We start from the raw sequence: 12753 nt of genomic DNA, 5'->3' as shown, positions 1-12753 counted from the left end.
GCTCCCGGACGAAGACCTCGGGCCGTCGCGGCATGCCCACCACCTCCGGCGGACAGCCTCCAGCGCCAGACCGGAACTGATCAAGCCGACACGGTTACGACCCCAACGTTCCTGGACGAGGCACTAGACGCTCCCTCGCAGCGCCCGCGAGCAGGACGAGACCGCACGAACCGGGGCATTCCGGCCCGCTGGCGCGGGAGTGCGGGTCGTCCCGCAGCCGTACCGACCGATCGTTCTCGGCCAAGATGGGCGAATGACCGGATTCGGCCGCGACGACCCACCCGGTACGGTGACCGGTTCCGCCGAGACCGAGGACCTCCCCTGGCACGCGGCATCGGTCTCCGAGGTGTTCGCGAGGACGCGCAGCGGGGCCGAGGGACTGAGCGCCGTGGAGGCCGAGCGGCGCCTCGCCGTTCACGGCGCGAACACGTTGAGCCGTCGTCGTGGCCCGACCGCGTGGTCGGTGCTGGGGCGGCAGTTCACCAGCCCGCTGATCTACGCCCTGCTGATCTCGGCCGGGGTGGCGTTCGTGCTCGGGGAACTCGCCGACGCGTCGGTCGTGCTCGGGGTGGTCGTGCTCAACGCCGTGATCGGCTTCGTCCAGGAGTACCGCGCGGGCCGGGCCATCCAGGCGCTCGCGCAGATGATCGCCGAGCCGGCGACCGTGCTGCGTGACCGACGATGGGGCCGGACCGGTGCGGACGATCTCGTCCCGGGGGACGTGGTGGCCGTGGAGGCCGGGTCCCGGGTCGTCGCGGACATGCGGCTGCTGCGCGCCGACGGACTGCGGGTCGACGAGTCCGCCCTCACCGGCGAGTCGGTCCCCGTCGACAAGGCCACCGAGGCGGTGCCCACCACCACCGAGCTGGCCGAGCGTCGGTCGCTGCTGCACGGCGGCACACTGGTCACCGCAGGCAGCGGGGAAGCGGTGGTCGTCGAGACCGGCGACCGCACCGAACTCGGCCGCATCTCGGGGCTCCTCGGGGAGGTCCAGGACACGCAAACCCCGCTAACCAGGGCGATCGCCCGACTCGGCACCACGATCACCAAGACGATCGCGGCCGTCGCGGTGGTGCTGCTCGGTGTGGCGCTGCTGCGCGGCTATCCCCTCGCCGACGCCGTCCTGGCCGCCATCGCCCTGGCCGTCGCCGCCATCCCCGAGGGCCTGCCGGCCATCGTGACGATCGCACTGGCAGTGGGCGTGCGCCGGATGGCGCGCCGACGAGCCGTGGTGCGCGAGCTGCCCGCGGTGGAGACCCTCGGCTCGACCTCCACCATCTGCACCGACAAGACCGGCACCCTGACCCGCAACGAGATGATGGTGCGTCGGGCGTGGACCCCAGATGGCGCCGAGGCGCAGTTCGAGGGTGTCGGCTACTCGCCCGCCGGCCGCATCACCCTCGACGGCGACACGGTCGACGAGCCTCCGGCGGGGCTCCGCGAGCTGCTGGTCGCCGGTGCGCTCGCGAACGAGGCGTGGCTGGAGGAGCCGGCCGGCGGCGGTGACGGCGACAGCCGGGGCGCGACCGCGGGCCGCGCCGTTCTGGGGGATCCGACCGACGGGGCGCTGCTCGTGGCGGCGGAGCGAGCCGGGATCGATCTCGAACAGCTGTGCCACCGTCCGCCGCAGGCGGTGCTGCCGTTCGACTCCGCGCGGCGCTACATGGTCAGCGCGCCGCGGAGCCCGGCGAGGGCCGACGCGGTGAGCTACCTCAAGGGCGCGCCCGAAGCGCTGCTGCCCGCCGTCGATCCGGCCGACGGCGAGGCGGCCCGCGCAGTCGAGCGCTACGCCGCCGCCGGCCAGCGGGTGCTCGTCGTGGCGCGACGGCCGGGGCAGGCGGTCGACGAGGAGCTCGCCGCGGGTGCCCTCACGCTGCTGGGGCTGGTCGCGATGGTCGACCCACCCCGGGCGGAGGTCGTCGACGCCGTGGCCGCGTGCCACTCCGCGGGCATCGACGTCAAGATGATCACCGGCGACCACGCGGCGACCGCGGCCGCGATCGGAAGGGAACTCGGCATCGTGGGCGAGCGCCCGCCGATGACCGGGGCCGAGATCGGGGCCCTGTCCGACGACGAGCTGCGGGACCGGGCCGCCGGCATCGCCGTCTTCGCCCGGGTTGCACCGGAGCACAAGCTGCGGCTGGTCAAGGCTCTCCAGGCCGACGGTGCCGTCACCGCGATGACCGGCGACGGGGTCAACGACGCGCCGGCGCTGCGCCAGGCCGACATCGGCGTGGCGATGGGTGTCTCCGGCACCGCCGCGGCGAAGGAGGCCGCCGACATCGTGCTCGGCGACGACAACTTCGCGACCTTGCGGGCCGCGGTCGAGGAGGGCAGACGCGTCTACGACAACCTGGTCAAGGCCCTGGTGTTCGCGCTGCCCACCAACGTCGGCGAAGGCCTGGTCGTCCTCGCGGCCGTGCTCGCCTTCCCGATCGTCGCAGGACAACCGGTACTGCCGATCGCCCCGGTGCAGATCCTGTGGATCAACCTCGTCGCGACCGTGTCGCTGGCCCTTCCCCTGGCCGTGGAGGTCGGCGAGCCGGGGCTGATGCGCCGCCCGCCGCGGCCTGCAGGGCAGCCGTTGCTGTCGCGGTGGGTCCTGGCCCGCACCGTCTACGTCGGGGTGCTCATGGCCGCGGTGGCGATCGTCCTGTTCCTCGCCACCGCCCCGTCGGATCCCGCTGCGCAGCCGCGGGAGCTGGCGGCGGCACAGACCCTCGCGGTCACCTCGGTGGCCTTCTTCCAGATCTTCTACCTGCTGCTGTGCCGAACCCTGCACGCACCGGTCCGCTCGGTCGGACTGGTGAGCAACCGGATGGTCTTCGTCGGGATCGGCGTGCTCCTGCTCCTGCAGGCCGCGTTCGTGCACCTGCCGTTCATGCAGGCGCTGTTCGGTACCACGAGCCTCGCCCTCGGCGAGTGGGTGCTCGCCGCGGCGGCCGGGGCGATCGTGCTCCCGGTCGTGGTGGCGGAGAAGAAGCTGCGTGGTCGCGCGGACTGACGGCGTCGGGGGCCGACGTCGCGGCGGTACCGGGTCCTTCGCCCCGGCCTCTCGGGCCCGAGAGCCGCTGCGGACCTGTTCGTCACTGCGCGACGGTGGTGCGGATCTCCGGGACGTCGTCCGGAGGGACGACTCGAGGAGGAACGATGACGAACCGGCTCCGGGGAGCGGTGGTCGTGGGCATCGACGGCTCCGACCTCGCCGCCGAGGCGGCGCGCTGGGCCGCGGCGTACGCCGCCCGGCACCGCCGGGTGCTGCGCCTCGTTCGCGCCTACCAGCTGCCCCGGTCCACGCCGCCGGAGGCGAACGCCCGGATGCACGAGCACGCGCGCCGGCAGCTGTGGACGGCCGCGCACCTCGCGCGGACGGTCGCTCCCGAGCTCGCCGTGGAACATGCGGTCGTCGAGGATGATCCCTTCGAGGTCCTGGCCCGGGAGTCCGCTGACGCGCAGACCCTCGTGCTCGGAGCCCGGGGCGTCGGCGGCTTCGCCGCGTTGCTCGTCGGCTCGGTCAGCGACACCATGGCCCGCCGGGCAGAGTGTCCCGTGGTGGTGGTCCGCGGACCCGCGGAGTCCGCAGCCGCGCTGACCGGCACCGACCACACGCGGCCGGTGGTCGCGGGCGTCGACGGCTCGCCGGCGAGCGAGGCCGCGCTGGCCTTCGCCTTCGCCGAGGCCGACGCATGGGGTGCTCCGCTGGTCGCGGTGCACGCCTCGGCCGATCTCCAGGATCCGGAGGCGGCCGTTCCGGGCGGGCCTGCCGCACTCGACGCCGAGGAGAGCCAGGTGCTCGCGTGCCGACTGGCCGGATGGAGCGAGAAGTATCCCGGAGTGCCCGTGAGGCAGGACCTGGTCCAGGGGGCGCCGGCCCGGGCCCTGGTCGAGCGGTCGGTCGACGCCCGCCTCGTCGTCGTCGGCTCGACCGGCCGCGCCCGGGTCGCCCAGGCGCTGCTCGGCTCGACCGCCCGCGCCGTGCTGCACCACGCGCACAGCCCGGTCGCCGTCGTCCGAGGGCTCTGACCCCCGGTCAGAGCCGGCCGCTGCCTTTCCCCTCGCGCCCGACAGACCTCGACCCCCTCGGCCATCCTCGCCGCCGTCCACACAGGAACATCGAGCCGCGCCTCGGCACACCGGTAGCGAGGGGATACGGTCCCGGTCGACCGCCTGCACGAGGAGGAAGCGTGCCTTCGGTGTTCCTGCTCGACGATCACGAGATCGTCCGTCGCGGCATCGCCCAGCTGCTCGAGACCGAGGACGACATCTGCGTCGTGGGAGAAGCGCGCCACCGGCGCCGCGCCCGTTCCCCGGGCGCACTGGGTCGTCCGGCAGGCACCGGAAGGCCGTCCGGGATCTGATCGCGGCGTTGCGACGCTCCTGGTCCTCGTCGGCGTCACCGGAGCCGACCTGCAGCGCACCGCGGACCGGATCGCGACGGGCTCCTGGTCGCGGACAACGGGAACTCCGACGTACGTCAGGCAGGACTTCCAGCCCTTCGCGCGCTGCCCGGAGATCCGGTTCCCTGAGCCTGGGACAGCCTCGGCACGCCGCAGCACGGGAAGGAGGCCGACGCATGGGGTCGGAACTCGACGGAGCGGCCGGGGTGGACGCTCCGGCGCGATCGAGACGCGGGATCGCCGGCTGGGCGGCGCGCCGTCCGCTGCTCGCATTCGTCGTCCTGGCCTACGTCATCTCCTGGGTCCTGTGGGCGCCGACGCTGTTCGGGATCGGCGGGTTCGTCCTGCAGGCAGCCGGTGCCTTCGGGCCCGCAGCGGCCGCGGTGCTCGTGACGCACTGGAGCGAGAGCTCGGTACGGACCTGGTTCCGGTCGCTGCTGCGGTGGCGCGTACCGGTGCGCTTCTACCTGTACGCACTGGGACTGCCGGTGGTGCTGTTCGGGTCCATGAACCTCGTGCTCGCCGGCCTGGGGGAGCGGGTCCACCTCGACCGCCTGCCCGACGCCGCCGTCTCCTGGCTGGCGACGTTCGTCGTCGTCGCGCTGGTCGGCGGTGGCCAGGAGGAGCCGGGGTGGCGCGGGTTCGCCCTCGACCGGTTCCAGGCCCGGCACTCGCCGCTCGTCGCGACGCTCCTGCTCGGGCTGGTCTGGGGGCTGTGGCACCTGCCGCTGTACGGGCTGGGGTTCGTCGGGCCGATGCTGTTCGTCGTCTTCTACACCTGGCTCTACAACCGCACCGAGAGCGTCCTGCTCTGTGTGCTGCTGCACGGCGCCTTCAGCCCGTCGCTGGACCACCTCCTCCTGGTGGACGACAACCTCGTCGTCGACCTCGTCATCCTGGGCACGCTCCTCCTGGCAGCGGCACTCCTGGTCGCTCTCACCCGTGGCAGGCTCGGGTTCGACCACCGTCCTGGCGGCCGCGGACCGTCGAGGGTGCCCACCGAGGCGCAGGGAGAGGAGCCGCGGCAGCGCTGACGGTGGCGAGGTGCCGCCAGGACAGGGAACGCGCCTACCGGGGTGGCGCCGCGTCGATCTCGTCGAGCCAGGGCAGGAGCAGACCCGCCACCTCGTCGGGGGCCTGCAGCTGCGGGACGTGCCCCACGCCGCTCAGCTCGACGTAGCGCCAGTCGGGACGACGCCGGGCGACCGCGCGGGCGGCGCCGACGGGGACGAGCCCGTCGCGGTCGCCGTGCACGAGCATCACCGGGATCCGCAGGGCCGCCATGGCGGATTCGTAGGTGTGGGCCCGGGCCAGGGCCCAGGTCAGCGACCGCGACGCCGAGAGGAAGGCGCGGTCGACGCCGGCGACGTCGTCCTGGTGCTCGACGAGGGCGACGGATCGGGCCAGCAGGTCGGGCGGCACCGTGTCGGGGTCGATCCCGCACAGCCGCAGCGTCTCCTCGACCGTCGCCCGGGCGCCGATCCGCCTGCGCCGGGCGCGCCGCAGGTACTCCCCGCTGCCCGGGACGGCGTAGGCCAGAACCCGTACGAGGGCTGCCGGTGACCGCAGCAGCCGCCCCGGTGCCGGCAGCGCCGGGTCGAGCAGCGCCAACGCTCCTACCAGGTCCGGGTACTCGTCGGCGACCAGGACCGAGACGAGGCCGCCCATCGAGTTGCCGACGAGCGTCACGGGTGCTCGGCAGGACGCGAGGAACCCGGCCAGCACGTCGACGTTGCGCCGGACCGTCGCCGGACCCCGGTGCGGCGGGCTGAGCCCGAAGCCGGGAAGGTCGACGGCCAGCACCCGGTGCCGCGTGCGCAGGAGCGGCGCCAGCCGGTCCCAGTTCAGGTGCGATCCCCCGAGCCCGTGCACGCACACCACGGTCACGGCGCCGGGCGGACCGCCGAAGTCGACGTGGTGCAGCGTCCGGGAGGCCTGCGCGGCGTCGACGGGGCGTCGGGTCACTGCAGGTCCCTCGCCGCGCCGTCGTCCGCCGCGGACGCCCGTCGATCCTCACGCCGTCGGCGGGCCGCCTCGCGCCACAGGCCGCCCAGCCAGAAGCAGACGACGATCGCCACCACCGCCACCACCGGCGCCTTGACCTCGGCGGGCACCGGCAGCGGGCGCAACGCTGCGGCCGTGACCATCAGGACCGGCCCCTGGACGACGAAGGCCGCGAAGGCGGCACGCGACCACCGCCGCGCCCGGGGCCCGGCACCGTGCAGCCGCCGCTCCGCGAGTCCCACGAACGCGATCGACCCGCACGTCACCAGGAGCGCCTCGACCGCCGCGGTCGCCGCGGCCTGCCAGGTCCAGCCGCCCAGATAGGGCCCGTCGTCGCGGGCGACGTCGTGCAGGCCGCTGGCCACGGCGAGGACGGGCAGCGCCATCAGCACCCCGACGGTGATCCAGCCGCACGCCCGCCGGATCGGGTCGGGGATGTGCACGGCCCACCCTCGGCGGGCCGCGACGACGCCCAGCAGGAACATCCCGAGGCACTGCGGCCACTGCCACAGGTGCAGGTCGGCGATCTGACCGCTGCGGGCCGGGAACACCAGCCGCACCACGACGGTGGCGACGGCGATCGCGGCCGTCGCCCCGGCGAGGTGCCACCCGGTGAGCGGGCCGGACGGCGCGGGAGGCCCCCCGTGCAGGGCGGTCCAGCCGGCGAACGCGATCGAGAAGACGAGCAGGACCAGGGCGAACCAGAGCGACCCGGCGTCGAGGAACGGGTCCCGGTGGGTGAACACCCACCACGGCGACACCTGCATGCCCGCGGTCACCGACGCCACCCACACCGAGAGGGGCCAGATCAGCAGCGCCGACAGCAGCCACGGCAGGCCCAGGCGCACGAGCCGGTCCCGCACGTACGGGCCCGGTCCGTGCCGGTGGATCGCGCGCTCGGTGAGCAGGCCGGCGACGAAGAAGAACAGGCCGATCACGAACAGCCCGGAGGGCCCCAGGACCGCGACCAACCCGATCTCGACGCCCGGCGTGAACGTCACCTCGTTCAGCTCGTCGTAGGCCCACCCACCCACTGCCGAGTAGCCCAGCAGGGCGTGGCCGCCGATGACCCAGGCCACCATGAGGACCTTGAGGTCGTCCAGGTGGGCCAAACGGGTCCGGGAGGCCGGGGCGCCGGTCGTGGTCACGACACGACTCTCCCCCGCACACCCCTGCAGGGATGCGGGCCGAGGACCCGGCCCGGCAGGGTACAAGGTCGACTTCCCGCCGACCGAGGCACGCGTTCCCGCCGCCTCCGTCAGAGGGGGACGGCGTCGAGGGCGCTCGCGGTGACCGGGCGACCCGAGGCCGTGGTCAGCGACCGCGGAGGCAGCAGGACCGGGCAGCTCGACGCCTGGAGCAGCACCGTGGCCAGCGCCCCGACGCTGCGGCCCCGGTGGCGGCCCACGACCACGAGCTGGGCGGCGTCCGAGAGTTCGAGCACGGACCACGCCGGATAGCCCCGCTCCACCGTCCAGCGCACCCGCAGACGAGGGTGGTCCGCCTCGACCGACGCCGCGATCTCCTCCAGCGCGCGCTCGGCCTCCTCCCGGTGCGGGGCCCGCTCCCGCCGGCCGAGCCGGCTGACCACGTCCGAGGGGCTCTCCCGCCACACGTGTGCCACGTGCAAGTCGGCATCGCGGCGCGCAGCGAGCTCGGCGGCGTGGCGGACGAGGGCGGCACTGCCGGGCCGGCCGTCGACCGCGACCAGCACCGGCCGATCACGATCGGGCACCGGGCGTCCGGGTGCCGCACGCACGACCGCGAGCGCACCGGGCGACAGACCGGTCAGCCGTGCCGCGGTGCCCCCGAGCGTGGGCAGTGCGCGACCACCCCCGTGGTGCCCCACCACCAGGAGCTCGGCGTCGGCGGCGAGGCGCGCGAGCACGTGCGTGGGGCTCCCGACGGCGATCCGTGTCTCGACGGGCCGTCCACCTCCATTGATCCTCGCGACCGCGCCGGCTCGGGTCAGCAGGGACTCCGCGACCAGGGGCGGGCCGGCTGGGCGACGGTGGAGGACGCACACGACGTGCAGCGGGAGCTCCCGCAGCCGTGCCGCCTCGGCGGCCCAGGCCACGGCGCGGGTCGCCCCGCCACTCCCGTCGGTCCCGACCACCACGGGACGGGTCGTCCAGGCGCCTGCGCTCACGGCGTCCACCGCGGCGCGGCCGGTTGCAGGCTGGGCGCGCCGAGCAGCACGGCGAGCCCTGTCGGGGCGGCGATCGGGGCGGGGAGGGTCATACGTGCAGGGTGGTTCGGCCCGCCGGGCTCCCGCAGGTGCCGACCGGCCCCGCAGGCCTGGGCCTTGGGCCCGACCCGGCGGGCTCGGGTCGTTGGGCCCGCGAGGACGGGTCGGAGCGCCGCTGCGGGCTCCGGGGCGTCGCCCGACAGTGGAGCCGGTGCCCACCCGTCGGGAGGAAGAATGGCGAGCATGGTCGACGGCGCGGTCGTCGTCGGGCCGACGCGGCCATGAGGCGTGTACCGGCGGTACGTCGTGCCGTGGTCGGCATCGCCGTGGTCGGGGCGGTGCTCGCTCTGTCCGGGTGTGCGGATCAGAGCGCCCCGCGGGCGGGCTCGGCGACGGGCACACCGACGAGCACGGCGACGAGCACGGCGACGAGCACGGTGCAGGGCGCACCGACGAGCACGGAGGCGGGGCCGCAGGTGGGCGGCGCCCCGGTCACGACACCGGGTGCCGGAATGCCGACGCGCTGCCCGGGCCGTGCCGCCGGGTTCCAGTTCCTCTGGCCCTTCGTCGACGCGGACGAGGTCGCCGAGTGGCAGAACGCGTACCGCAGCGGCGGGCACCAGCCGTGGCACCTCGACGCCGGGGCGACCGCGCTCGGGTTCGCCGCCGCGCTCGACCTGGTGGGGGTCGACCGGGTGACCTCCAGCGACACGGTTGGGGAGCAGGCGTGGGTGGGCGTCGGGTACGCGCTACCCGACGACCGCACGGCGACGGCTGCGATCGTGCACCTCGCTCGCTTCGGTCCGGGTCCCGACGCTGCCTGGGTGGTGGTCGGAACCCGGGACAGCACGCTCACCGTGGACACACCGGCGTGCGGCACCACGGTGTCCGCGCCGATCGCGGTCGGGGGCGAGATCACCGGGGTCGACGAGAGCCTGCGGGTACAGGTCCGGGCGGCGGGCAGCGCGGTGCTGCTCGGCGAGACGTGCTGCCTGCCCGCCGGGGGTGAACGTGCGCGGTGGTCGGCCACCGTCGGCGTCGCCGGGCACGGCCCGGCGATGGTGGTGGTGTCCACGGGTGGCCACGTGGCGGAGGTGGAGCGGTTCGCCGTCACGGCCGTCCTGGTCACGTGAGTCGGGCACCGCTGCATCCGACGGCCGCTGCATCCGGCGGCCGAGAGCCCGGCACGGACCGGCCCCGGCCCGCCGGACGGAAGTCCTGGTGGAAGGGCCGTCGCCGGGGGACCCGGGCGGGACCACGGACCCTGCTGCCGGTGCCACCCGCGGGCGTCGGCTGGAGCGGACACGAGGGACGGCGGGAGGCGTGACGTGCGAGCAGAGCGGATCGAGCCACTCCCGCGCCGGACCACGGACCGGGTCGACCGGGCGGCCGTCGTCCTGTTGACCGTGGCCGGTCTCGTGGGTGCGCTGGTCATCGGGGTGTTCGCCCTCGCCGTGCACTCGTCCGGGTTCGCGCGGGCGGACCGCGAGCTCTCCGAACGCACCCAGGTCGAGGCGACGGTCCTCACCGACGCGCCGCTGCCCGTTCCGGCGGCGGAGCGCGGCGCGCCGGTCACCGTGCGGGTCCCGGCCGCCTGGACCGCACCCGACGGCACCCCCCGCACCGGGACGGTGCGGGTGCCGGGCCGGCCGGCCGCCGGACAGAGCGAGCCCATCTGGGTCGACCGGTCCGGCGCCGTCGTCGAGGCGCCGACGACCCGGCTGTCCGCCTTCGCGATCGCGGTGTTCGACGGCGCGGTGCTGCTGGTGCTGCTGGTCGGCGCCCTCGTCGGCGCCCGCCGCGGGATCGGTGCGGTCCTGGCCCGGGTGAACGCCGCCGGCTGGGAGCGGGAGTGGGCCGAGGTCGAACCGGACTGGAGCGGGCGAGCCTCCACCGGAAGAGGCCCAGGCGCGGGACCGACCCGGCGAGGACCGAGCGGCGTCCGTGGCCGGCCCGTCGCCGGACCCAGTTTCGACCGGCCTCGTCGATGCGTTTGTCCCTGTCGGATCGAGGACGAGTCCGTTCGAGGGCGAGGGGATGTCGTGGTGGACTCCGAGCAGGGCGCGACCGTGCAGCCGGTGGTGGTGGGCGTCGACGCGACGCGCTCGGCACGGGACGCCGCCGCCTGGGCGGCCGAGGTGGCGGAGGCCCGCGGCGCTCCGCTCCACCTGCTGCTCGTCGGGCCGGGAACTGCGGCACCCGACTGGCTGACCGCACTGGCCGGGACGCTCCGCGGGCAGGTGGAGCTGGTGCCCGGAGGGGATGGTCCGGAGGCCGTGGCGGAGGCGCTGTCCGCCCGGGCCGGCACCGCCGGCCTGTTGGTCGTGGGGAGCCACGGTGAGGGCAGCTCCTCCGGACTGCTGGCCGGTACCGTCGCCCTCCGGCTCGCGGGTGCGTCGGCCTGCCCGGTCGCCGTCGTGCGGGGCTCCGCGCCGGACCGGACCCCGCCCACGGCCGGCCCCGTCGTCGTCGGCATCGATGGCACGGAGGCGGGCGACGACGCCCTTGATCTCGCCTGCGACCTCGCTCGTGACCTCGGCGCACCGCTGCTCGTGGTGCACGCGTGGTCCGATGTCGTCGCGGGTGCCGACGGCAGTGCCCATCGCCGTCGGGAGGACTGGTCGGAGCTGGTCGCGCAGGGGGAGGCGGTGGCGGCCGGGGCGCGTCGCCGGGTCGCCGCACGGGTGCCGGGGGTGGAGGTCGAGACGCGGTCGGTCGAGGGCACGGCCCTGCGAACCCTGCTGGATCTCGGGGAGTCCGCCCGGATGGTCGTCGCCGCGCCCCGGTCCGCGGCCCGGACGCCTCGACCCGACGACGGTCTGCTGCTCGGCTCGACCAGCCGCGGACTCGTCGGCTTCGCCCCCTGCCCGGTCGTGCTCACTCCGGTCCGGGTTCCTTCACCTACCCGGTGACGGCGGCGGCGGACGCCGCCCGCCGACGTCACGGGTGGACACCCGGCTCGGTCGGCTCGTCGGCACCCGAGTTCCGGCCTCCTGGTCGCGCCGCAGCAGCGGCTCGTGCTCAGGACCCGGCGGCAGGGCGGTGGCCGGCCCGCCGGGTGACGAGTCGCACGGCGGCGGCTCCGGTCAGCGCCGCGACGGTGGCGGCCATGGCCAGCCCGCCGAGCACCCCGATCGCGACGGTGAGCGCCAGGGGCTGCCCGGGCTGCCACAGCGGGGTGGCGACGGCGGTGAACACGAGCAGCCCGGCCGTCCAGGCCCCGGCGGTGGTGGCGATCCACCAGGCGCAGCGCGCCCTGACCCGGCGGAGGACGAGCCACTGCGCGGTGCCGATGCTCGCGAGCAGCACGGCGCCGCCCATGGCACCGCCGGTGATCAGGAGCGCGGGCGGCAGCGTGGTGAGCCGCTCGCCCAGCGCCATGGGGACGAGCCCGATCGTGTAGGCGAGGACGGCGGCGAGGGCGGTCGCGGCGACGAACCGGGCGCGGCGCAGGGCCGGGAGCTCCCGACCGAGGACGTGGGCCTGCGCCCAACCGAGCGCGGTTCCCTCCGCGGCTCCGGCCAGCAGCAGTCCCGCGGCCGTCGCCGGCAGCGGCCAGGTGGTCGATGCCGCCCCCACGATCGCCGGGGCGACGAACCCGGTGAACTCGCCGAGGGTGACCCAGGCGAACCAGCGCAGCCACACTCCCGACGGTGTCTCGGGTGTGTTCGCTGCGGCCGACGCGGGTTCGACAGGCTGGAACGCCACGATCTCGTCGGAGTCCGTGACGGGGGTGCGCGGGTGGCGTTTCCGGTGAACCGCAAGTGCCGCAGCCTGCTCCTGGCCCTCGAGTACCCGTCCGGTGCACGGCGTCCAGCGCCCGCCGATCGTGACGTCGGCGGCCTGCTCGTGGGTGCGGAAGTGTCGCCACCAGGTCTTGGCGGCGGCGTTCCCGACGACGACGAGTACACGGTCCGCGTCGGGGATCGACGCGACCGGGAGTGTGATCCGGCGGCCGTCGCGGGCGGTGTAGCGCAGCGCGCAGAGTCCGCGTGCGATCAGGGCGCCGGGCCGGGTCGCGAGCAGACGCACGAGCAGCGTGGTGACCACGCCGGGATTGTCCTGCTCGGGCTGGAGTGTCGTGGGCATCGCCGACGAGCGCCTGATCCTCGACGAGCGGCTCGCACCCTGGACGGCCAAGTACCCCGAGGTGCCGGTGGAGCG

General features: G+C 75.1%; 10 protein-coding genes and 1 pseudogene. 6 read left to right on the top strand and 5 right to left on the bottom strand.

The annotated features are described in order from the left end of the window. Positions 1–253 precede the first annotated feature (253 nt). The 4 genes and pseudogenes from ABD990_RS14575 (at position 254) to ABD990_RS14560 (ending at position 5431) form a co-directional block, all read left to right on the top strand. A complete protein-coding gene (locus tag ABD990_RS14575) occupies positions 254–3004 on the top strand; it encodes a cation-translocating P-type ATPase (protein ID WP_345381005.1) in 2751 nt (916 codons plus the stop codon). Between the two features lie 146 nt (positions 3005–3150). Further along, positions 3151–4023, top strand: a complete 873-nt coding sequence (locus tag ABD990_RS14570; RefSeq protein WP_345381004.1) for a universal stress protein — start codon at positions 3151–3153, stop codon at positions 4021–4023. Between the two features lie 161 nt (positions 4024–4184). Further along, positions 4185–4283 (top strand): annotated as a pseudogene (locus ABD990_RS14565) (DNA-binding response regulator); the annotation flags it as partial. A gap of 290 nt (positions 4284–4573) precedes the next feature. Continuing rightward, positions 4574–5431, top strand: coding sequence for a CPBP family intramembrane glutamic endopeptidase (locus ABD990_RS14560; protein ID WP_345381003.1), 858 nt, complete (start codon positions 4574–4576; stop codon positions 5429–5431). A 34-nt stretch (positions 5432–5465) separates the two neighbouring features. On the opposite strand, the gene ABD990_RS14555 is transcribed toward ABD990_RS14560, so the two are convergent. The 4 genes from ABD990_RS14555 to ABD990_RS14540 all read right to left on the bottom strand — a co-directional run bounded on the left by ABD990_RS14555 (position 5466) and on the right by ABD990_RS14540 (position 9085). Beyond that, positions 5466–6362: an alpha/beta fold hydrolase gene (locus tag ABD990_RS14555; RefSeq protein ID WP_345381002.1), complete on the bottom strand. Its 897-nt coding sequence runs from the start codon at positions 6360–6362 to the stop codon at positions 5466–5468. Beyond that, positions 6359–7549: an acyltransferase family protein gene (locus tag ABD990_RS14550; protein ID WP_345381001.1), complete on the bottom strand. Its 1191-nt coding sequence runs from the start codon at positions 7547–7549 to the stop codon at positions 6359–6361. The genes ABD990_RS14555 and ABD990_RS14550 overlap by 4 nt, the downstream gene beginning before the upstream one ends. A gap of 110 nt (positions 7550–7659) precedes the next feature. Next, positions 7660–8517, bottom strand: coding sequence for a universal stress protein (locus ABD990_RS14545; RefSeq protein ID WP_345381026.1), 858 nt, complete (start codon positions 8515–8517; stop codon positions 7660–7662). Between the two features lie 436 nt (positions 8518–8953). Next, positions 8954–9085, bottom strand: coding sequence for a hypothetical protein (locus tag ABD990_RS14540; protein WP_345381000.1), 132 nt, complete (start codon positions 9083–9085; stop codon positions 8954–8956). A gap of 16 nt (positions 9086–9101) precedes the next feature. Here ABD990_RS14540 and ABD990_RS14535 point away from each other — a divergent pair, with 16 nt between their 5' ends. Further along, complete coding sequence (locus ABD990_RS14535; protein ID WP_345380999.1) at positions 9102–9722, top strand: hypothetical protein; 621 nt, start codon at positions 9102–9104, stop codon at positions 9720–9722. Between the two features lie 195 nt (positions 9723–9917). After that, positions 9918–11501, top strand: coding sequence for a universal stress protein (locus ABD990_RS14530; protein WP_345380998.1), 1584 nt, complete (start codon positions 9918–9920; stop codon positions 11499–11501). A 109-nt stretch (positions 11502–11610) separates the two neighbouring features. Here the strand turns inward: ABD990_RS14530 and ABD990_RS14525 are convergent, their stop codons facing one another. Next, a complete protein-coding gene (locus ABD990_RS14525; protein ID WP_345380997.1) occupies positions 11611–12678 on the bottom strand; it encodes a hypothetical protein in 1068 nt (355 codons plus the stop codon). Positions 12679–12753 lie beyond the last annotated feature (75 nt).

The sequence above is a fragment of the Pseudonocardia yuanmonensis genome (assembly GCF_039542425.1).
Classification (GTDB): domain Bacteria; phylum Actinomycetota; class Actinomycetes; order Mycobacteriales; family Pseudonocardiaceae; genus Pseudonocardia; species Pseudonocardia yuanmonensis.
This window is presented reverse-complemented; position numbering and strand designations above follow the sequence as displayed.

What these genes read in the sequence shown, in the direction of transcription:
- ABD990_RS14575 (WP_345381005.1), top strand. Translation starts at nt 254, where the DNA reads ATGACCGGATTCGGCCGCGACGACCCACCCGGTACGGTGACCGGTTCC.
- ABD990_RS14570 (WP_345381004.1), top strand. Translation starts at nt 3,151, where the DNA reads ATGACGAACCGGCTCCGGGGAGCGGTGGTCGTGGGCATCGACGGCTCC.
- ABD990_RS14560 (WP_345381003.1), top strand. Translation starts at nt 4,574, where the DNA reads ATGGGGTCGGAACTCGACGGAGCGGCCGGGGTGGACGCTCCGGCGCGA.
- ABD990_RS14535 (WP_345380999.1), top strand. Translation starts at nt 9,102, where the DNA reads ATGCCGACGCGCTGCCCGGGCCGTGCCGCCGGGTTCCAGTTCCTCTGG.
- ABD990_RS14525 (WP_345380997.1), bottom strand. Translation starts at nt 12,678, where the DNA reads ATGCCCACGACACTCCAGCCCGAGCAGGACAATCCCGGCGTGGTCACC.